The organism is Rhodococcus sp. IEGM 1307 (assembly GCF_030056915.1).
In the GTDB taxonomy this organism is placed as follows: domain Bacteria; phylum Actinomycetota; class Actinomycetes; order Mycobacteriales; family Mycobacteriaceae; genus Rhodococcus_F; species Rhodococcus_F opacus_D.
This window is the reverse complement of sequence record NZ_JASHKW010000001.1, coordinates 225,076-244,050: the sequence shown is the minus strand read 5'-3', so window position 1 is coordinate 244,050 and position 18,975 is coordinate 225,076. Positions and strand designations below refer to the sequence as shown.

17 protein-coding genes are annotated in these 18,975 nt (G+C 67.5%); 10 read left to right on the top strand and 7 right to left on the bottom strand.

The genetic code is table 11. From position 1 onward, the window contains the following. Positions 1-31 precede the first annotated feature (31 nt). Positions 32-775, top strand: coding sequence for a hypothetical protein (locus QM841_RS01135; protein ID WP_283330616.1), 744 nt, complete (start codon positions 32-34; stop codon positions 773-775). Positions 776-831: 56 nt separating this feature from the next. Next, positions 832-1,428, top strand: coding sequence for a DUF1129 domain-containing protein (locus QM841_RS01130; RefSeq protein ID WP_283330615.1), 597 nt, complete (start codon positions 832-834; stop codon positions 1,426-1,428). A gap of 47 nt (positions 1,429-1,475) precedes the next feature. Here the strand turns inward: QM841_RS01130 and QM841_RS01125 are convergent, their stop codons facing one another. Beyond that, complete coding sequence (locus QM841_RS01125; protein WP_283330614.1) at positions 1,476-2,894, bottom strand: DUF2252 domain-containing protein; 1,419 nt, start codon at positions 2,892-2,894, stop codon at positions 1,476-1,478. 179 nt (positions 2,895-3,073) lie between these two features. On the opposite strand from QM841_RS01125, the gene QM841_RS01120 reads away from it, so the two are divergent. Further along, positions 3,074-3,895, top strand: coding sequence for a class II glutamine amidotransferase (locus tag QM841_RS01120; protein WP_280778753.1), 822 nt, complete (start codon positions 3,074-3,076; stop codon positions 3,893-3,895). A gap of 11 nt (positions 3,896-3,906) precedes the next feature. Here QM841_RS01120 and QM841_RS01115 read toward each other — a convergent pair whose 3' ends face one another. Next, positions 3,907-4,251 carry an amphi-Trp domain-containing protein gene (locus tag QM841_RS01115; RefSeq protein ID WP_280778754.1) on the bottom strand — a complete coding sequence of 115 codons (345 nt, stop codon included), beginning with the start codon at positions 4,249-4,251 and terminating at the stop codon, positions 3,907-3,909. Between the two features lie 153 nt (positions 4,252-4,404). On the opposite strand from QM841_RS01115, the gene QM841_RS01110 reads away from it, so the two are divergent. Next, positions 4,405-6,006, top strand: a complete 1,602-nt coding sequence (locus tag QM841_RS01110) for an MFS transporter (RefSeq protein WP_005244430.1) — start codon at positions 4,405-4,407, stop codon at positions 6,004-6,006. Between the two features lie 46 nt (positions 6,007-6,052). Here the strand turns inward: QM841_RS01110 and QM841_RS01105 are convergent, their stop codons facing one another. Beyond that, positions 6,053-6,985: a LysR family transcriptional regulator gene (locus QM841_RS01105; RefSeq protein WP_283330613.1), complete on the bottom strand. Its 933-nt coding sequence runs from the start codon at positions 6,983-6,985 to the stop codon at positions 6,053-6,055. Between the two features lie 202 nt (positions 6,986-7,187). On the opposite strand from QM841_RS01105, the gene QM841_RS01100 reads away from it, so the two are divergent. The 4 genes from QM841_RS01100 to pyk all read left to right on the top strand — a co-directional run bounded on the left by QM841_RS01100 (position 7,188) and on the right by pyk (position 12,522). Next, positions 7,188-8,282 (top strand): tartrate dehydrogenase, encoded by a 1,095-nt coding sequence (locus tag QM841_RS01100; RefSeq protein WP_283330612.1) that lies wholly within the window; start codon positions 7,188-7,190, stop codon positions 8,280-8,282. 129 nt (positions 8,283-8,411) lie between these two features. Then, positions 8,412-9,875 (top strand): C4-dicarboxylate transporter DctA, encoded by a 1,464-nt coding sequence (gene dctA, locus QM841_RS01095; RefSeq protein ID WP_283330611.1) that lies wholly within the window; start codon positions 8,412-8,414, stop codon positions 9,873-9,875. Positions 9,876-9,910: 35 nt separating this feature from the next. Continuing rightward, positions 9,911-11,041: a glycerate kinase gene (locus QM841_RS01090; RefSeq protein ID WP_283330610.1), complete on the top strand. Its 1,131-nt coding sequence runs from the start codon at positions 9,911-9,913 to the stop codon at positions 11,039-11,041. Then, positions 11,038-12,522, top strand: coding sequence for a pyruvate kinase (gene pyk, locus QM841_RS01085; protein WP_283330609.1), 1,485 nt, complete (start codon positions 11,038-11,040; stop codon positions 12,520-12,522). Before QM841_RS01090 ends, pyk begins: the two co-directional genes overlap by 4 nt. Here pyk and QM841_RS01080 read toward each other — a convergent pair. The 4 genes from QM841_RS01080 to QM841_RS01065 form a co-directional block, all read right to left on the bottom strand. Next, positions 12,512-13,945 carry an amidase family protein gene (locus QM841_RS01080; protein WP_283330608.1) on the bottom strand — a complete coding sequence of 478 codons (1,434 nt, stop codon included), beginning with the start codon at positions 13,943-13,945 and terminating at the stop codon, positions 12,512-12,514. The genes pyk and QM841_RS01080 overlap by 11 nt on opposite strands. After that, complete coding sequence (locus tag QM841_RS01075; RefSeq protein WP_283330607.1) at positions 13,945-15,414, bottom strand: sodium:solute symporter family protein; 1,470 nt, start codon at positions 15,412-15,414, stop codon at positions 13,945-13,947. Before QM841_RS01075 ends, QM841_RS01080 begins: the two co-directional genes overlap by 1 nt. Beyond that, positions 15,411-15,686 (bottom strand): hypothetical protein, encoded by a 276-nt coding sequence (locus QM841_RS01070; protein ID WP_283330606.1) that lies wholly within the window; start codon positions 15,684-15,686, stop codon positions 15,411-15,413. Before QM841_RS01070 ends, QM841_RS01075 begins: the two co-directional genes overlap by 4 nt. A 151-nt stretch (positions 15,687-15,837) precedes the next feature. Further along, the gene (locus QM841_RS01065) at positions 15,838-16,788 is read right to left on the bottom strand and encodes an Lrp/AsnC family transcriptional regulator (protein WP_280778764.1); all 951 of its coding nucleotides are present in this window, start codon (positions 16,786-16,788) and stop codon (positions 15,838-15,840) included. 262 nt (positions 16,789-17,050) lie between these two features. On the opposite strand from QM841_RS01065, the gene QM841_RS01060 reads away from it, so the two are divergent. Both QM841_RS01060 and QM841_RS01055 read left to right on the top strand, forming a co-directional pair. Then, on the top strand, positions 17,051-18,193 hold the full coding sequence (locus QM841_RS01060; RefSeq protein ID WP_283330605.1) for an isochorismate synthase: 1,143 nt from the start codon (positions 17,051-17,053) through the stop codon (positions 18,191-18,193). Next, positions 18,190-18,960 (top strand): SDR family oxidoreductase, encoded by a 771-nt coding sequence (locus QM841_RS01055; protein ID WP_283330604.1) that lies wholly within the window; start codon positions 18,190-18,192, stop codon positions 18,958-18,960. The genes QM841_RS01060 and QM841_RS01055 overlap by 4 nt, the downstream gene beginning before the upstream one ends. The last annotated feature ends 15 nt before the right edge of the window (positions 18,961-18,975 follow it).

Here is an 18,975-nt window from a genome sequence, read left to right as displayed (position 1 = left end):
GCGGCCGCCGCCGCTACCGTGGGTATCCACCATGACCGACCGTGACCTCGTCGACCGGATCGACCGGCTCGTACACGACCAACTCGCGAACCACGACAACCGATCCGGGCACGACTCGAATGTGAACCAGGACCCTTGCCCGCACTGTGGACGCGAATGGCACGGGCTCGCGATCACCGAGCGCATGCAGCAGATGCGGCACGCCCGGGCACTCGACCCGAAATACAGCCACGCCCGCGATCACAGCCGGGTGCTGTGCGCGGGCTCGGCGTTCATCGGCCCGATGCCCGAAGAGGTGCTGATGCTCGGGGGTTTCGACGTGCACGCCGCCTGGCGGGACATGGTTGCGGCGGCCCGGCAGACGCCCGATCGGATCGAGCAGCCCGACCCGTTCGACGCGTATCGCACCGCCGGTCCGCCCGGAGACGAACCACCGGCTGTCGGCCTCGCCGGCGGATGCGACCGCGCGTCGTGGCACTGCCCGCAGTGCGGCGACCGAGCGCACTTCCTCGACGCCGGCCGCGAACCCAACGCCTTCGCGGTCGCGCTGCGCGCCTACGCCGCGCACATCGCCGCGGCGCACGACCCGTCCACGGACGACGAGGACGACGCGTCCACCTTCTCGACCCGCTGGGCACTTCCCACCCGCGGGGTGCTCTGGGACAGCCGGCACACCGTGATCGGACGATTCGGCCCCGGCGGCAGCACATTCGAACCCGGTGCCACCGCCCGCGATCTCCGCGGCTTCGGCGGCCCACCGCCCATGCGAGCCTGACCGGAGGTTACCGACCTGACCACCTCTCGGAGAGCGCCGGGCGAACGGAGACCCTGATGGACGGCCGCGACGCACAGTCAGCCCAGCACGGGCCCCGCCGCCGGACGGACACGCCGCGGTGGTGGCGGTTGGCGACCGGAATCGTCCTCACCGCCCTCGTCGCGTTCGCCTGCGCTGCGACGCTGGTGATCACGATTCCGATCGATCCGGTCTTCCCGTACGTCGTGCTCGCCGGTTTCGCCCTGCTCATTCTCGGTGCCGTGTGGCTGATCCTCGCCGGCGTGCAGCTCTGGCGGTTCCGGTGGGATCGACGCATCTGCCTTGCGCCTGCCATGGTGGCGCTGACCGCGACCCTCGTATTCTTCGGTGTGCCGTCCGACCTCGGGTGGCGGCTGTCGGTCGGCGCACTGACCGCGTACGCGCAGGCGTGCACACCATCGTCCGAGGACCAGCGGATAGGCCTGTACGACACCTGGCGCGTCGAGCCGCTGGACACCGGCTGCCACTTCTTCCTCGAAGGCGGCCTGGTCAACCTTGTCGGAGTCGCTCGTCTACCGGGCGGCACCGACAAGATCGGCCCACCCCAGCGTGACGGTGAGATCGGATATCAGCACATCGAATCCGACTGGTACCGCTTCATGCAGATCTTCTGAGCCGCGCCAACTGTCGAAGCCGAATCCAGTCGACCGGCGTCGCTGCTTCAGAAACCGGTGGCTGCGACGATGCGGCCCCCGGCGACGGCCTCGAGCAACGCCGCATGGTCTCGGGTGTTCTGCTCTGCGTACGTTTCGGCGAATTCTGCTATCGCATGATCGAATTCGGTGTCGTCCCCGAGATAGGCGGCGATCGCGATCCGGTCGCCGGCCCGCGCGTGCGCATAGGCGAGGACCCGTGCACACAATCGCCCGTACAGCATCATGGTGGCGGGTGTCTGGGATTCGACCACCGCCGAGCCCTTGCCGTCCCGCAGTTGGCGCACGTAGAAGTCCCGCTCGACGCCGTCGGGGCCCGCGCCACGTTCCCAGCCCAGGAAGATGTCGCTCGCGGCCTGCATCAGCCGCTGTCCGCTGACCACTCGCTCGCCCTCCGCAGCGAACGACGGGCCGTCGACGTAACTCGACAGCACGGACGGACCCGCCTCCTTCACCTGCAGAAACAGCGGATCGTCGTCGTCTGCTCCCAGCATCAGAATGATCCAGGTGCGGGTGCCCACACTGCCGACCCCGACCACCTTGCGGGCAATCTGCACCATCCGGAACTGGTCGTAGAGGACGCGGTGGTCCCACCGCAGAGACTGCACATACGCGTTCAGGCGATGCCGTAGGTCTCGGTACAGCGATTCGAGGTCTTCGCCCGCGTACAACTCCTCGACCGGGACCAGCAGAGGCGGGTTGCTGATGATCCGCCTCTCCCCGTCGACGACGGCGGTCAGCTTGGAGAGCGCTTGGACGCTGTCCCGGCGCCGCGCCTTCTCCAGAGCTGTGCTGGCGCGTTTCCTCTGCGACTTGTCCAGCTCGTCTCGAAGTCCCACGAGTTCCGCTGTGGGCTCGATGTGGGAGTACCAGACGCCCAGGTTTCCCAGTTGCGCCTGTCTGGCGATGGTTTCGCGGTATTCGGCGGCGCACGCGAGGGTGATCTTCCTGGTCTTCTTGCCGCTGAATCCGTTCTCCTGCGCCGCGATCGCGAGACTCGAGACCAGGCGTTTGACATCCCATTCGAAGGGACCGGGATGCGTCTCGTCGAAGTCGTTGACGTCGAATGCCAGCCGACGTTCCGGGGTGGCGAAGATTCCGAAGTTACTCAGGTGCGCGTCACCGCAGAGCTGCGTGCGCAAGCCCGTGGTGGGTGAGTGGGACAGGTCGTCGGCCATGATCGCGGCGCCGCCGCGGTAGAAGGCGAATGCCGTCGCCGCCATACGTCCGTACCGGATCGGAACGAGTTCCGCGACTCTCTCCGTCGCCTGCTTCTCGAGGAGGCCCACCGGGTCGCGCCGATCGGCCACACCGTGCTCGGCCAGCGCGGACGGCGGAGTGTCTCGACGGGCGGCCACCCCTCGTTGTGCGCGCTCGGCCCGGCTCGGATGCGCCACCCGTTCGTCGTCGTCCGCGGAGTGCGTCATCGGGCCGCCGTAGATTCCTCGGACATGGCTGTCTGCCTTCCTCGAGCGACGCGATATGGCTTGTCGGTTGCCCATTCTCCTCCGCCCGGACGGCGTTCGCGGCAAATACCAGTAGGTTCATCGGCAAAGGGGTGGGCTCGGCGGTGCCGTTCTGCTTGAATTGATGTATGTGCCGGTGGATGGCGTACTCGGGTGAGCCGATCCTCGCCGAGGAGCTGTTGTTCCGACCGGTTCATTCGCTGATCGATCAGAGTCTGCACTCGCGGCTCGGGGCGACCACCACGAATGGTGACGGCTTCGGTATCGGCTGGTACGGCGAAGGCAGTGAGCCGGCGGTGTACAAGAGCATCGAACCGGCCTGGAACGACAGCAATCTGCGGGAGATCGCCGGTCAGGTGCGAACACCGATGTTGCTCGCGCACGTGCGGGCCTCGACCGGGACGCCGGTGCAGCGCAGCAATTGTCATCCCTTCCGGCACGGCCGGTGGTTGTGGGTGCACAACGGCGCACTCCGCGGTTTCCACGAGATCAGACGCGACCTGGTGATGGCCGTCGACCCGACGCTGTTCTCCGACATCGAGGGGTCCACGGACTCCGAGGCCCTGTTCTTCCTCGCACTGACGTTCGGCCTCGCCGACGACCCCTTCGGCGCTGTCGCCCGGGCGGTTGGCTTCGTCGAAGACGTCGGCCGGACGTACGGGGTCGAGCATCCGGTGCAGATGACCGTCGCGACCACCGACGGCGAATCGCTGTGGATCTTCCGCTATTCGAGTGAGCGGCAGTCGAGGTCGCTGTTCTTCTCCACCGAGGTCACGAAGCTGCGCGCTCTCCACCCGGAGGTCGAGGTGCTGCGCGAATTGAGCGGGGAGACCCGCTTCGTGGTCTCCGAACCCCTCCGCGACCTCGAAGGCGCGTGGAACGAAGTGCCGGAATCCTCCGCCGGCGTGGTCCGTCCGGGCGACGACGAAATCCGGCCCTTCGAACCGATCTCACCGGCCTGACTTCGCACAGCTCACTTGGCGGTGCTCTTGCGGGGCCGCCCACGACGCGCGGTGGTCTTGGCCGGAGGCGCAGTCTTGACCGGCGGGTTCTCCGATTCCGGTTCCGCGTCGGCGGTGGATTCTTCGGACGGATCGTCGCGCCAACTGATTTCGATCTCGATCTCGGTCTCGTCGCCGTCGACCTCGATCTCGAGCTCCCACTGGACACGGTCGCCGACGACGACCGAAATCGAGTCGCCACCGGAGCCCAGTTCCACCTCGGAGCCGCTCGCGAGTGCCTGTCCGAGCGCGATGAGCCGGTCGGACACCTCTTTCCGGGAGAGCTCGGACTTCCTCTTGATCTCCAGTTTGGGCACGGCGACTCCTCACCTCGGTGCAGTGTCTCATCACCGTAACTGTCGCGAGACCGGTGGCCGGATCGAACCGAGAACAAAGTGAAGATGTAGCTTCGTCGTCCCCACACATGGGACACTCGGTGCAGCGCGCGATGGACGGACGGTGGGCCTCCGATGACCGAAGAACCGACTTCCAGTGATTCGAAGCGGGTAGCGGGCCCTCAACGCCTGCTCGGACTGCTGCTGGCGATGGCGATGTTCGTGCTCGTCGTCGACACATCACTGATGAACGTGTCGATCTCCTCGGTGGTTCGCGACCTCGACACGACCGTCAGCGGCGTCCAGGCGGCGATCGCACTCGAGGCGCTGGTATCCGCCGCGTTCATCCTCATCGGTGGCAAGGTCGGCGATCTCATCGGGCGCAAACGGGCGTATGTGCTGGGCCTGCTCGGCTACGCAGTCGGTGCGTCGGCGATGGCACTCGCACAGAGCCTGACCGCGATCATCATCTTCTGGGCGATACTCGGTGGAATCGGCGCGTCACTCCTGTTGCCCGCCATGCAGTCCCTCATCCACGGCAACTTCGAAGGCGCCGCTCAGAAGAAGGTCTACGCCCTGGTCGGGGCGGCGGCCGCGATCGCCGCTGCCGTCGGACCGCTGCTCGGCGGTTTCATCACCACCTACCTCTCGTGGCGCGTCGGGTTCGTGCTCGAAGTCGTCATCATCGCGGTCGTCCTGTCCGGCATCAAACTGGTCCGCGATGTGCCCTACACCGGACCCCGCGTCATCGACCTGGTGGGCGCGGCCCTCTCCGTTCTGGGCATGGGCGGGATCGTGCTCGGAATCCTGGTGTGGCAGGAGGGCGGCGAATCCGTTGGTGCGCTCCTGGTGATCGGTGCGATTGCGATGGCCGTGCTGGCGTACTGGCTCGTGCGGCGCAAACGTCAAGGAAAGCCGGCACTGCTGGACCCGGACCTGTTCCGCTCCAAGGTCTTCCGACTGGGCATCTCCGGGCAGATGCTCCAGCAGATCGCCCTGGGTGGCACGATGATCGCGCTACCGATCTACCTGCAGATGGTGCTCGAGTACAACGCGATGCAGGCTGGCTTGTCCCTCGCACCTCTCTCGCTCAGCATGTTCGCAGTGGCGGTGCTCGCGGGCAAGAAGGCGGGCGACCGGCGCCCGAGCAGCATCATCCGGTGGGGATTCGTGCTTCTGACGATCGGGATCGCGGCGCTGATCCCGATCGTGCCGCGCGCCGAGTTCGGTTGGGGCCTGGTGATCCCGTTGGTGATCGCCGGATCCGGGTTGGGGTTGCTGGTGTCTCAACTCAACAACTACACGCTGGCACCGATCGAGGAGGAGCGGATCAGCGAGGCCGCCAGCGTCAATTCCGCGGCGGGATCGTTCGGGCTCTCGTTCGGGCTGGCGTTCGCCGGCGCCATCATGCTGGCAACGCTGTCCTTCACCTTCACCTCGATGGCGGAGTCGAGCACCGTGCTCCCGCCCGCCGAGCAGCAACAGGTGGCGCAGGTGCTCGAGGACGACGCCGAAGTCATGAGCAACACCCAGCTCGAACAGTTGCTCGTCGACCAGCCCCCGGAGATTCAGGACGAGATCATCCGCATCAACACCGACGCACGACCGCTCGCCCTTCAAATCGCCCTGCTCATCCCCATCCTCGCCGGGCTCATCGGGGTGTTCAATTCGTTCCGCATGAGGCGCATACCGGACCCGACACCACAGAACTCCGGCGAAGGGACAGACCTGGGCTGAGTCCCCCGCGCGTCGAAACCGCACGGATCGTGGGCACGACTGTCGTTCAGGAGTTTTGCGGGCTCTCCGCGGCGGGGGCCTCCCAGGCGGCCGGTGTGCGTCCGGCGTACTGTCGTGCCTCGTCCATGAGCGCCCGCGCGGGTGGTGTGAGGTGGGTTCGCCGGCAGACGGCGGCGACGTGCAGGTAGGACTCGGGGACGATGCGGTGCACGGTGGCGCCTGCCTGCCGGGCCGACGGTGCCCACGACGACGGCATGACGGCCTGCCCGAATCCGCTGAGCACCATCGGCAGGATCGACGTCCGGTGGGCGACCTCGGCGACGATGGTGGCGGCGACGCCACTGGCGAGGACCTCGTCGACGAGTGTTCGCATCAACGACCCCCGCTGCGAGACGATCAGGCGGAAGCCCGACAGTTCCGATCTCCGAATCTCCGGGCGGGCCGGTGTTTCGGCGCCCGGGCCGGAGATGAGGATCAGCGGCTGGCTTTCGAGCGCGACGACGTCGAGTTCGGGAGCACGCACCGCGGCGGGTGAACCCAGGATCCCGATCTCGCAGACGCCGGTGCGCACGGCGTGCAGCACCTCTTCGGGAGTGAACGCCGCCTCGGCATTGACGGTGACCGAAGGATAGGTGCGGCTGAACCTGGTGAGGATCGTGGTGAGGGGTTCGATCCCGGGTGACGGCATCGTGATCAGGTCCACGCGCCCGGCGCGCAACCCTTTCAGTGCATCGACGGAGGCCTTCGCGTCCGCGAGATCGCGCAGCACCACGCGGGCGGGACCGACGAGCGTATCGCCGGCGTCACTGAGCACCAGCCGGCGTCCGACGCGGTGAAAGAGCGGTACCCCGAGTTCCCGTTCGAGCGCGGATATCGACTGGGACAGCGAGGGCTGCGCGATCAGCAGTGTTTCCGCTGCGCGGTTGATGCCTCCCTGATCGACCACGGCCAGGAAGTACCTCAACTGACGCGCGTCCATCCGAACCCCTCGTTTCCGTCGAGCCGCGCCGAACCCTGGAGTGCGACTGCTGCGTGGACACTCACTCTACCTGCGAAGATACGTTTCGATTAGGTCAAACCTATAAGCCGGATCGACTCTTGGTCATGGACGCTGCGCGATTGTGACGGGTTAATGAATGCATCACACACTGTGACGAGCACAACACGATGGAGGCAACGACATGGCACCGCAGACGTTCAAGATTGCATCGATCCCCGCCGACGGCGTCGGCAAGGAGGTCGTCGCTGCCGGACGGCGCGTGCTCGACGTCCTCGCAGAACAGTCCGGTGGGCGTTTCGCCTTCGAGTGGGAAGAATTTCCCTGGGGGTGCGGGTATTACGAGCAGACCGGGAAGATGATGGCCGACAACGGCCTCGAGATCCTGAAGGCATTCGACGCCATCTACTTCGGTGCGGTCGGATGGGAGAACGTCCCCGACCACATCAGCCTCTGGGGGCTGCGGCTCAACATCACCCAGAACTTCGACCAGTGGGCCAACGTGCGACCCGTGAAGTTCCTCCCCGGCGTGCAGTCCCCGCTGCGCAAGGCCGACGACACCGAACTCGACTGGGTCGTCGTCCGGGAGAACAGCGAGGGCGAGTACGCGGGCCTCGGCGGACGTAACCTCAGCGGCCGCGGACCGGGCAACGAGGTCGCACTGCAGACCGCGCTGTTCACCGAGAAGGGCTGCGAGCGCATCATGCGGTTCGCGTTCGACCTGGCTCGCACCCGCACCGTGAAGAAGGTGTCCAGCGTCACCAAGTCCAACGCCCAGCAGTACGGCATGGTCCTGTGGGACGAGGTCTTCAACCGCGTCGCCCTCGACTACCCCGACGTCGCGACCGAAAGCGTTCTCGTCGACGCCATGAGCGCCAAGTTCATCCTGCACCCGGAGGACCTGTCGGTGGTGGTGGCGTCGAATCTCAACGCCGACATCCTCTCCGACCTCGGCTCCGCGCTGGCGGGAAGCCTCGGTGTCGCGGCGAGCGCGAACCTCAACCCGGAACGACGCTTCCCGAGCATGTTCGAACCCGTGCACGGTTCCGCACCCGACATCGCGGGCCAGGGCATCAGCAACCCGATCGGCGCGATCGCCAGCGCCGCCCTGATGCTCGACCACTTCGGACTGCACGACGAGGCACGCCGCGTCGAAGCCGCCATCGAGGCCGCCACCGCGAGCGGAGCACTGACCCGCGACATCGGCGGCTCGTCGGACACCGACGCCGTCACCGAGGCGATCGTGCACGCGCTGCAGACTGCGCTGACCCCGGCCTGACCGCCTTCCATCTGCACAGCCGGCCCGGCTCGGCAGGATCTGCCGAGCCGGGCCCTCACCCCTCGAACGGTCGGTAACTCTCGGCCACCCCGTCTTCACACCCGAACACTCTCACCCGAGGTGAACGTCATGGAAATACCCAGCAGCGCAGCGACTTACCAACCGGCGACTGTGAAGAAACCGTGGTACAGGCAACTGTACTTCTGGGTTCTCATCGCGATCGTGCTCGGCATCCTGGTCGGGTGGCTCTGGCCGGACACCGGCGAGGCGATGGAGCCGATCGGCACCACCTTCATCACCGCGATGAAGATGCTGATCTGTCCGATCGTGTTCCTGACGATCGTCGGCGGCATCGCGAGTGTCGCGGACCTGAAGAAGGTCGGGCTGACCGGAATCAAGGCGCTGACCTACTTCCAGGTCGGAACGATCCTTGCGCTACTCACCGGCCTCGTCGCGATCAACCTCTTCCGCCTCGGGGACGGGGTGAACGCCGACGCCGCCTCGCTGGAAACGACCGACTCGGCCAACAAGCTGATTCAGACCGGTGAAGAGAAACAGTGGTGGGAGTTCATCACCCACCTGGTCCCGGACAGTGTGTTCGGCCCGTTCGTCGAGGGCGACATCCTGCAGGTCATCTTCCTCGCCGTCATCTTCGGTGTCGCCATCAACGCGGTAGGACAGATCGCCGCACCGATCCGGGACGCCGTCGAACGCCTGACCGCGGTGGTGTTCAAGGTCCTGAGCTTCATCATGAAACTCGCACCCCTCGGTGCGTTCGGTGCCATGGCCTTCGCCATCGGCAAGTACGGTGTCTCCACCCTCACCAGCCTCGGCAGCCTGATCCTGCTGTTCTACGTCACGTCCGCGTTCTTCGTCTTCGTGGTCCTCGGATCGGTCATGGCGTACTTGCGGCTCAACATCTTCCGGATGCTCGGCTTCTTCAAGGAAGAACTCCTGCTCATTCTCGGAACCTCCACCGCCGAGCCCGCGCTGCCCGGCCTGATGCGGAAGCTGGAGTACGCCGGCGTCAAGAAGCCCACGGTGGGACTCGTGGTGCCCACCGGCTACAGTTTCAACCTCGACGGGGCAGCCATCTACCTCTCTCTCGCGGCGCTGTACATCGCGCAGGCCACCAACACCGACCTGTCGATTCCGCAGCAGCTCGGCCTCCTCGGCGTCATGTTGTTGACGTCCAAGGGCGCCGCAGGTGTCGCCGGAGGCGGATTCATCGCGCTGACAGCAACATTGAGCACACTCGGCACCATCCCCGCAGCCGGCATCATGCTCATCTTCGGTATCGACAAGTTCATGTCCGAATGCCGCGCCCTGGTGAACTTCATCGGCAACGCCGTCGCCACCCTGTTCGTCGCCAAATGGAACCACGAACTCGACGTCGACCGCGCCCGCCGCGTCTTCTCCGGCGAAGTACTTCCCCCGCCCGACGGTGACGTCGAGAACGACTTCGACATGGAGATCCTGGAACAGGAACCACGGGACAAGCACCACCACATGATCAAGGAACCGGACGCGGTCCGCGTCGACCACGAAAGGCTCGACCCCGCGACGGCGCCCGCGCACTCCGCACAGCGATGACCGCACTCCGCACTGCACGCGAGAAAGGAAGGCCGATGAGGGTTCTGGTTGCCCCGGACAAGTTCAAGGGCTCGCTCTCCGCAGCCGATGTCGCCGAACACCTCTCTGCCGGACTCGCCTCGGCGGGAATCGAGAGCACACAGCTTCCCCTCGCCGACGGCGGCGACGGCAGCGTCGACGCGGCGGTGGCCGTCGGGTTCACTCCACACCCGGTCACCGTCGCAGGCGCCACCGGAACACCCCAGCGCGGTCGTATCGCAGTCAACGGCACCACAGCGGTGATCGAAGTCGCCAACACCTGCGGTCTGGCCACCCTCCCAGGCGGCCGCCGCGCTCCGCTCGACGCCTCCAGCCTCGGTATGGGACAAGCGATCTCGAAGGCGTTGCGGTTTCGACCCCGCCGGTTGGTCCTCGCCCTGGGCGGGTCCGCCGGCACCGACGGCGGAATGGGCATGCTCGCCGCGTTGGGATTCACGTTCGCCGACGCCGACGGCCGGCAACTGCGGGCCTGCGGCCGGACCCTGCACCAGGTCCACACGGTCGATTCCTCCCGCGCAGTGAATCTCTCCGGAAACGAGATCGTGATCGCCGGCGACGTCACCAACCCACTGACCGGACCGAACGGCGCCGCCGCCGTGTACGGCCCCCAGAAGGGCGCCGACCCCGCAACCGTGCGCGAACTCGACGCCGGCCTCGACAACCTCGTCGACGCGTTCACCCGCAGCGGCCACCCGCAGGCGCGTACGGTCGCGAACTCCCCCGGCGCCGGCAGCGCCGGCGGCATCGGATTCGCCGCCATGATGCTCGGAGCACGCATGGTCTCGGGTGCCGAGTACTTCCTCGACCTGCTCGATTTCGACGGCTACCTCGCAGGAATGGACCTGGTGATCACCGGCGAGGGCAGCATCGACGAGCAGACCGAACACGGCAAACTCCTCGCCGTCCTCGCCCGCCGCGCCCACCCGGTCCCGGTGATCGCCGTCGCCGGCCGCAACACGCTCTCCCGGAACCGTTGGGCACCCACCGGTTTCGAATACATCCATGCCCTCGGCGACTACACCGACCGGAACACGGCCACCGACCCGGAGCTGACCGGCGAACTCCTCACCCGTATCGGGTGCGACATCGGCCGCAGCTCACTTCTCCACAACGAAGGACCACGATGACTCTCACTGACATCCCCTCGCCACTCGCCGCCGATGTCGGCGCGGCGTCGCTGCTGTCGCCGCGGAGGGCGAAGATCGTCTGCACGCTCGGGCCGGCCACCGCCACGGACGAGCGCACCCGCAGTCTCGTCGAAACCGGGATGGACATCGCCCGACTGAATTTCAGTCACGGCGACCACACCGACCACGAAGCCAACTACCGGCGCGTCCGCGCCGCAGCCGACAACACCGGCCGAGCCGTCGGAATCCTCGCGGACCTACAGGGACCGAAGATCCGCCTCGGCCGCTTCGCCGACGGCGGGGCGGTATGGGCGACCGGCGAACAGGTCCGGATCACCGTCGAGGACTGCGCGGGCACCCACCACCGGGTCTCGACCACCTACACCCACCTCACCCAGGACGCGCGGCCCGGTGACCGACTGCTGGTCGACGACGGCAAGATCGCGCTGACCGTCCTCGACGTCGACGGCAACGACGTCGTGTGCCGGGTGACCGAGGGCGGCCCGATCAGCAACAACAAGGGAGTATCCCTCCCCGGAATGGACGTGTCCGTCCCGGCGCTGTCGGACAAGGACATCGACGACCTCGAATTCGCCCTGCGGCTCGGAGTCGACCTGATCGCCCTGTCGTTCGTCCGCGCCCCCACCGACATCGACCGGGTCCACGACGTGATGGACCGGATCGGCCGTCGGGTGCCGGTCATCGCGAAGATCGAGAAACCCGAGGCCGTCGACGACATCGAGGCGATCGTGCGCGCCTTCGACGCCGTCATGGTCGCGCGCGGCGACCTCGGGGTGGAACTCCCCCTCGAACAGGTGCCGTTGGTGCAGAAACGCATCGTGCAGATCGCCCGGGAGAACGCCCGACCGGTGATCGTCGCCACCCAGATGCTCGAGTCGATGATCGACAACTCCCGCCCCACCCGGGCCGAGGCGTCGGATGTCGCCAACGCGGTCCTCGACGGCGCCGACGCGGTGATGCTGTCCGGTGAAACCTCCGTCGGCGCCTACCCGACCGAGACGGTCGCGACGATGGCGCGGATCCTCTCCGCCGTCGAACACCAGTCCACCACCGTCCCCGCCCTCACCCACACTCCCCGCACCCACGGCGGGGTGATCTCGTTCGCCGCCCGCGACATCGGCGAACGCCTGGACGCCGCAGCGCTGGTGGCGTTCACCCAGTCCGGGGACACCGTGCGACGACTCGCCCGGCTCCACACCCCGCTGCCGCTGCTGGCATTCACCCCGGTACCCCAGGTGCGCAACGAACTCGCCCTCACCTGGGGCACCGAAACCTTCCTCGTCGACCCGGTCGAATCGACCGACGAGATGATCCGCCAGGTCGACACCGCCCTCCTCCGACTGGGCCGCTACCGGCGCGGCGACCTCGTCGTCATCGTCGCCGGCTCACCCCCACACACCGTCGGATCCACCAACCTCATCCACGTCCACCGGGTCGGCGAGGACGACTTCACGAAGTAGACGCTGCCGCCCTCTGGAGAAGGTGCGGACGCGTGGCCCCGACGGGGTTGAGCTGCTCGTAGGCCCGTGCCACGTCGAGCAGGAACAGGTCGTTGCCCGGGGCGGCGACGATCTGCACGCCGACGGGCAGACCGTCGGCGCTGAAGCCGGCGGGAACCGAGATCGCGGGGCAACCCAGCACCGTCACGGTCAACGCGGACGTCATCCAGTCGAGGTAGTCGTCGCAGCGACGGCCGTCGACCGCCGCCGGGTACTCGAGCTCGGCGTCGAACGGGAGCACCTGCGACACGGGCATCACCAGGATGTCGTGGTGGGTGAAGAACTCGACGGCGCGCTGCTGGATCTCCGCCTGCGCCACCATGGCTTTCGCGACATCGTCGGCGGAGAGCCGGTCTGCCTGCCGGATGTTGTCGAGCAGCGACGGCTTCAGCAGTTCGGGGGTGGCGTCGGCGCGGTCACCGAGGTCGATCTTGAACCGCCATGCCCGCAGTGTGCGGAACACCCACTCGGCGTCGGGAATCGACGGCGCGTCCTCGGCCACCACGGCACCCGCGGCGGCGAAGATCGACGACTGCCGGTCGTGAATCTCGCGGACCGGCGCGTCCACGGGGAAGATGCCGTTCAGATCCGCGGACACCGCGACGCGCAGACCCTGCAGGCCGGCGACACCGAGACGCGGCGCGACGGCGTCGGCGCTGAGAGAACTGCGGATCCGCGCGTCGGGTCCGGAGATCACCGACAGCAACAGTTCCAGGTCGTCGACGTTCCGGGCCATCGGCCCCTGCGTCACGAGTGAGTCCCAGGGCGCGCTGTTGGGCCAGCACGGAACACGGCCGGGGGTGGGGCGCAATCCGACGACGTTGCAGAACGACGCCGGGTTTCGCAGCGAACCGCCCATGTCGCTGCCGTCGGCCAGCGGGACGAGTCCCGCACCGAGCGCCGCCGCGGCGCCGCCGCTCGAGCCACCCGCGCTCTTGGTGGGGTCGTACGGGTTGGTGGTGGTCCCGAAGACGGGGTTGAACGTGTGCGAGCCTGCGGCGAATTCGGGGACGTTGGTCTTGCCGATCGTGACGGCCCCGGCCGCGATGACGCGTTCGGCGATCAGCTCACTGGTCACTGGCACGTTGTCGACGAGGAGCGATGAGCCCGCCACCGTCGGGAATCCGGCGACGTCGTGAGTGTCCTTGAACGCGAACGGCAGTCCGTGCAGCGGCCCCACCGGGGTCCCGGCCGCAGTCTGCGCGTCCGCGGCGGCGGCGGTGGCGTGCGCGCGGTCGAGGTCGAGACTGACGAGCGCGTTGACCGTCGGATTCACCTGCGTGATCCGGTCCGTGTGCAGGTGGAGCAGCTCGCGGGCCGAGATGTCCTTGCTACGCAGTGCGGCGAGCATCTCTCGCGCGGTCGAGTAGTGATCGATGGTCATTACGTGGTCTCCAGGATCGGGGTGGCGGCCGGAAGGTCTTCCGACGACGCGGAGGTCGGGGTGCGGGGACGGGTGGCGCGGACGACGGCCTCCACGACGGCGATTACCGCGAGGTTGAGGACCAGGCCGCAGATGCCGGCGTCGATGTTGGCGAGGTTCAGTTCGAAGACGGTCATCACGATGACGGTGAGCATGCCCACGACGAGTCCGGCGAACACGGATTGCTTGGCGAGCAATGGCTTCTCGGGCAGAGCCAGCGCCAGACCGGGAGCGAGCTGGCTGAGACCGCCGAACGTGAGCAGCAACAGGTTGGCCAGCAGATCGGGGCGCGTCAGGCCGAGTACGAGAGCCGTGGTGGCAGCCGCGATCACGACCAGGTGGTTGAACCGGAGCTTCGTGCGCTCGCTTTCGATCTTCACCAGGTTGTGCGACGCCAGCGTCGAGATGCCGATGCAGATGGCGCCGGCAGGCAGCATCGCGGCGGAGGCCGCGGCGATCGCGATCAGTCCGAGCGCCCAGTTCGGCAGGGCTCCCCCGGCCAGCGTGAGCAGGACGGCGTTGCTGCTGGTGTTGGGATTCAGCGCGAGGATCCCGACGAAGCCCAGCATGATCGGGAGAATCATGACCACCTGGTACATCGGCAGAAAAGTGTTGTTGGAGCGGATCACTCGACCGTTCTTCGCGGCCAGCAGTGGCGGCCAGAGGTGCGGGGTGGTGAGGAACCCGCAGCCGATCGCGGAGATCAGCAGGCTCGTGGTCCACCAGACCTTGTCGTAGTCGCCGGGGTTCACGGTCAGCATCTCGCTGTGGGTCTGGGCGATCTGGCCGAACACGTCGCCGATGCCACCGGCGAAGTGCAACGGGATCACGATGGACAGCACCACGACGGCGAGCAGGATCAGGACGTCCTTGACGTAGGCGGTGCGCGCGAGGCCGTGAATGCCGGCCCACAGCACGAATCCGACGACGAGGACGGTCGCGACGATCATGCTCAGCGTGCCCGAACTCGCGCTGCCCGTGACGAGACGGACGATCAGACCGAGGCCGGTGATCTGCAGCTGCAGGTACGGCAGCAGGAAGATGATGCCGCACAGGGCGACGAGCCGGCCGAGGAGCGGGCTGCGGTACCGGTCCGCGAAGAAGTCGGCCTGGGTGATGTATCCGCGGTCCTTGCTGAGTTTCCAGATTCGCGGTCCGATGAAATACAGGGCCACGTAGCCGAGTGGGATGTACGGGATGGCGTAGGTGGCGCCGATGCCCGCGGTGAACGCGATACCGGCGACACCGAGGAACGTGAACGTGGTGAACGATTCACCGGCCTGCAGGAAGAAACTGGTGACCACACCGAAGTTCCGTTTGCCGACCGTCCACTCGCTCAGGTTCTGAGCGCGTTTCCGGCGTCCACCGAACGCGATCACGGCCAATCCGATCATGCCGGCCAGGGTGATCCACAGAGCTGAGTTCGTCATAGCGTCGCCTCCTCGAGCTGGCGGTCGTCGCGCCGCTCCTCGTGCGGCCGGACGAGGCCGAACTCCACCGCTGCCAGGGCGGGCAGCAGCAGGAGCACCCAGGCCGAGCACCAGACGAGCAGCCGGGGCATCCCCAGCCACAGGTCGGCGGTGTTCACAAACGGCAGCCACACGGCGGTGACGAGTGCGAGCACCGGGGCGACCGGGACGAGCAGCAGCCAGCGGCGCTGCGGCGAATCCTCGATCGCCCCGAGAATGGCGTCTCGTTGCATGCTGTTCCTTCTTCCATCCGGGGAGTAGAGGAAGCATGCGTGGTGCGGATCACAGCACTCAACAGCTGGACGAGGTTCGGCGAAATCGGCCACCAGCCTGTCGGAGATCGCAATCAGGTGTGCCGGAGGGGCCGCCAGATGTCGAAATCCGTCACATTGCCCGCCCGCTGCGTTTGACCGCCTGCACCACCATGTTGGTTTCCAGGGCCGCCGCGTCCGCCACCCACGGCGCGGTGGTGATGTAGTCGTAAAGCACCGACTCGTCGGGCGCGGCGATGTTGGCGACCACCTGGTACTCGCCCGCCGTGCCGGCGGCGTACCGCACGTACGGCATCTCGAGCATCCCCCGCACAAGCGGTTCGATCCGGTTGCGCTGGGTCTTGATGAACAGCATCGCCTCGGCACGCAGCCCGAACAGGGCCGGATCCACCACCACCCGGAGGCTGATCGCACCCTCGGCGAGCAGCGACTGGACGCGTCGCCGGGCCGTCGCCTCGGACACGCCCGCGGTCCGGGCGAGCGCCGTGGTGCCCACCCGCCCGTTCTGCATCAACTCGCGGATGATCGTCCGGTCGACGGGATCCCGGGTGCCGCGTTCCAGGTCCGTGAGGAAGGTCGCCGGAGGCGACACCCCGCCGATCGCTTCCTTCTCGGCGGGGGTCAGCACCCCGGCCTCCCACTCGCGGACCGTGCGGAAGTATCGCAGCACGGGGTCGGTCCAGCTTCGGACCACGCCCATCGTCGCGGGCAGTTCGTCCATGACGAGCTTCGGGAGGCGGTCCCGGGACACGTGGATCTCGGCCACACAGTCGGCGGTGCCGGTGAGGATGTACACGAAGATGCAGTCGCTGCGCTGGGCGAGGGCGCTCGCCGCCACCCGAACCGTTCCCGGGGAGCACTGGAGGCGGACGATCGCGGTGCCGCCGCTGTTCGCGACGGCGGTGACGGCCACCCGGCCGGACTCGAGGAGCGCGATGCCGTGCCGGGTGACGTTCCGCTCGGGTTCGCCGAGCGCCTGGGCGATGCGGCTCCAGGAGCACCGCCCGTCGACCTGGAGGGCGGCGACGATCCGCTGATCGAGCGAGAACCTGCGTTCGGTCATTGCAGCCGCCTGCCCTCCATGCAACGTGTGCATGCGATGTTAGGCCAGTCGGGGGTGGCGAGAATCCAGATGCTGTTTGCGGCTGATATCGCGCCCCACGTCGTGACTCGAAATCGCTGGTCTGCAACGGAATACGTGTCGCAACGGGACCGCAGACGGACAAGCTGAACCACCAAAGGTTAGGCTAACCGTATATGGTCGTGACGTGACGGTGCGCATCGCCACGCGCACCGCAGTTGTCCGCTACGAAAGGTGATCGCATATGCAGTCGACGGCCGTTGCCGAGTCCGCAGAGACTTCGGCGGACCTCCCGCCGGGCGCGCCGTTCATTCTCTCCCGACCGCACGGCACCGTGATCGCCGACGGCATCCGCACCGGTTACGACTCCGCCCACGACGCCGCCGCGGCCCTGCGGAGCGGCACCGCGACGTCGGTGGTCGGCGCGCTCGCCTTCGACCCGTCACATCCCGCCGCGCTGATCGCACCACAGACGCTGCGTCATCACCCGGGAAGCTGGTCCCCTCGACTGCAGGCCCTTCCGCGCGTGCGCGCCGGTGCGTCGATTCCCGCGGAGGACGAGCACATTTCCCGGGTCGCCGCCGCCATTCACGTGCTGCGGGAACCCGAGGCCACACTGCACAAGGTGGTGCTCGCCCGATCGGTCGTCCTGCACGCCGACGAACCGCTGCATCCGCACGCACTGCTCGCGCAACTCGTCGCGAACGACCTCGGCGGCAACGGCTTCAGCGTCGATCTGAGCGCCGCAGGCACAGGCTGGTCGGGACGGCACCTCGTCGGCTCGAGTCCCGAGGTGCTCATCCGTCGCCACGGCGACACCGTGACCTGCCACCCTCTCGCCGGATCCGCTCCCCGGCACACCGATCCCGAGATCGACCGGCTGACCGCGGAAAACCTCGCGTCGTCGGAGAAGAACCTGCGCGAACACACCCTCGTCGTCGAGGCGCTGCGAGCGAGCCTCGAACCGTTCTGCACCGAGCTCGACATCCCCGACCGGCCCACCCTCACCAGCACACCGCAACTGTGGCATCTCGGCACGCCCGTGTCGGGACGGCTGCGGGACCGCTCGGTGACCGCACTGGACCTCGCCGTCGCCGTGCACCCGACCCCGGCCGTGTGCGGCACCCCCACCGACGCGGCGCGTGCACTGATCGGCGAACTCGAGGGCGACCGCGGCTTCTACGCCGGCGCCGTGGGCTGGGCCGACGCCGACGGTGACGGCGAATGGATTGTCACCATCCGGTGCGCGCAGATCGACGCCGACCGCACCACCGTCACGGCGTACGCCGGCGGCGGCATCGTCGCCGCATCCGAACCGGACGACGAACTCGCCGAGACCACAACCAAACTGGGCACCGTCCTCGCCGCACTGGGACTCCCCCGATGAGCGGCACGACACTGGTCGTCGGGGCGGCACAGGGCATCGGGCGGGCCACGGCCGTCACACTGTCGCGGTCCGGTCACCGCCTGGTACTGCTCGATCGCGACGCCGACGGCCTCTCCGCCACCGCGGCACTGCTCGACACCCCGCCGCTCGGCACCGCCGTCACCGACATCCGCGACACCGCCGCCGTCACCGACACCGTCCGCCGGATCGAGGACGAGCACGGACCCATCACCGCACTCGCGCACGTGGCGGGTGTGCTCGAGACCGGCTCGGTGCTCGATGCCGACCCCGAGAGCTGGCAGCGGGTGTTCGACGTCAACGTCACCGGCCTCGTCAACGTGCTGAGGGCGGTCGGCACCGGAATGCGCGAGCGTGCAGCCGGTTCCATCGTCGTGGTCGGTTCCAACGCCGCGGGCGTCCCCCGCACCGGCATGGGCGCGTACGGCGCGTCCAAGGCTGCCGTCTCGATGATCGTCCGGGTACTCGGCCTCGAACTCGCCGAATACGGGATCCGCGCCAACATCGTCGCCCCCGGCTCGACGGACACCGCGATGCAGCGGTCGCTGTGGTCGGATCCCGCCGACGACGCCGGAGCGCGCGGGGCGATCGACGGCGACCTGGGCTCGTTCAAGGTCGGTATCCCGCTGGGCCGCATCGCCGACGCCGCCGACATCGCGGACTCCGTCGAGTTCCTGCTGTCGGAGCGGGCGCGTCACATCACCATGCAGGCGCTCTACGTCGACGGCGGCGCTACCCTCCGAGCCTGACGCCCCGAACAGCCA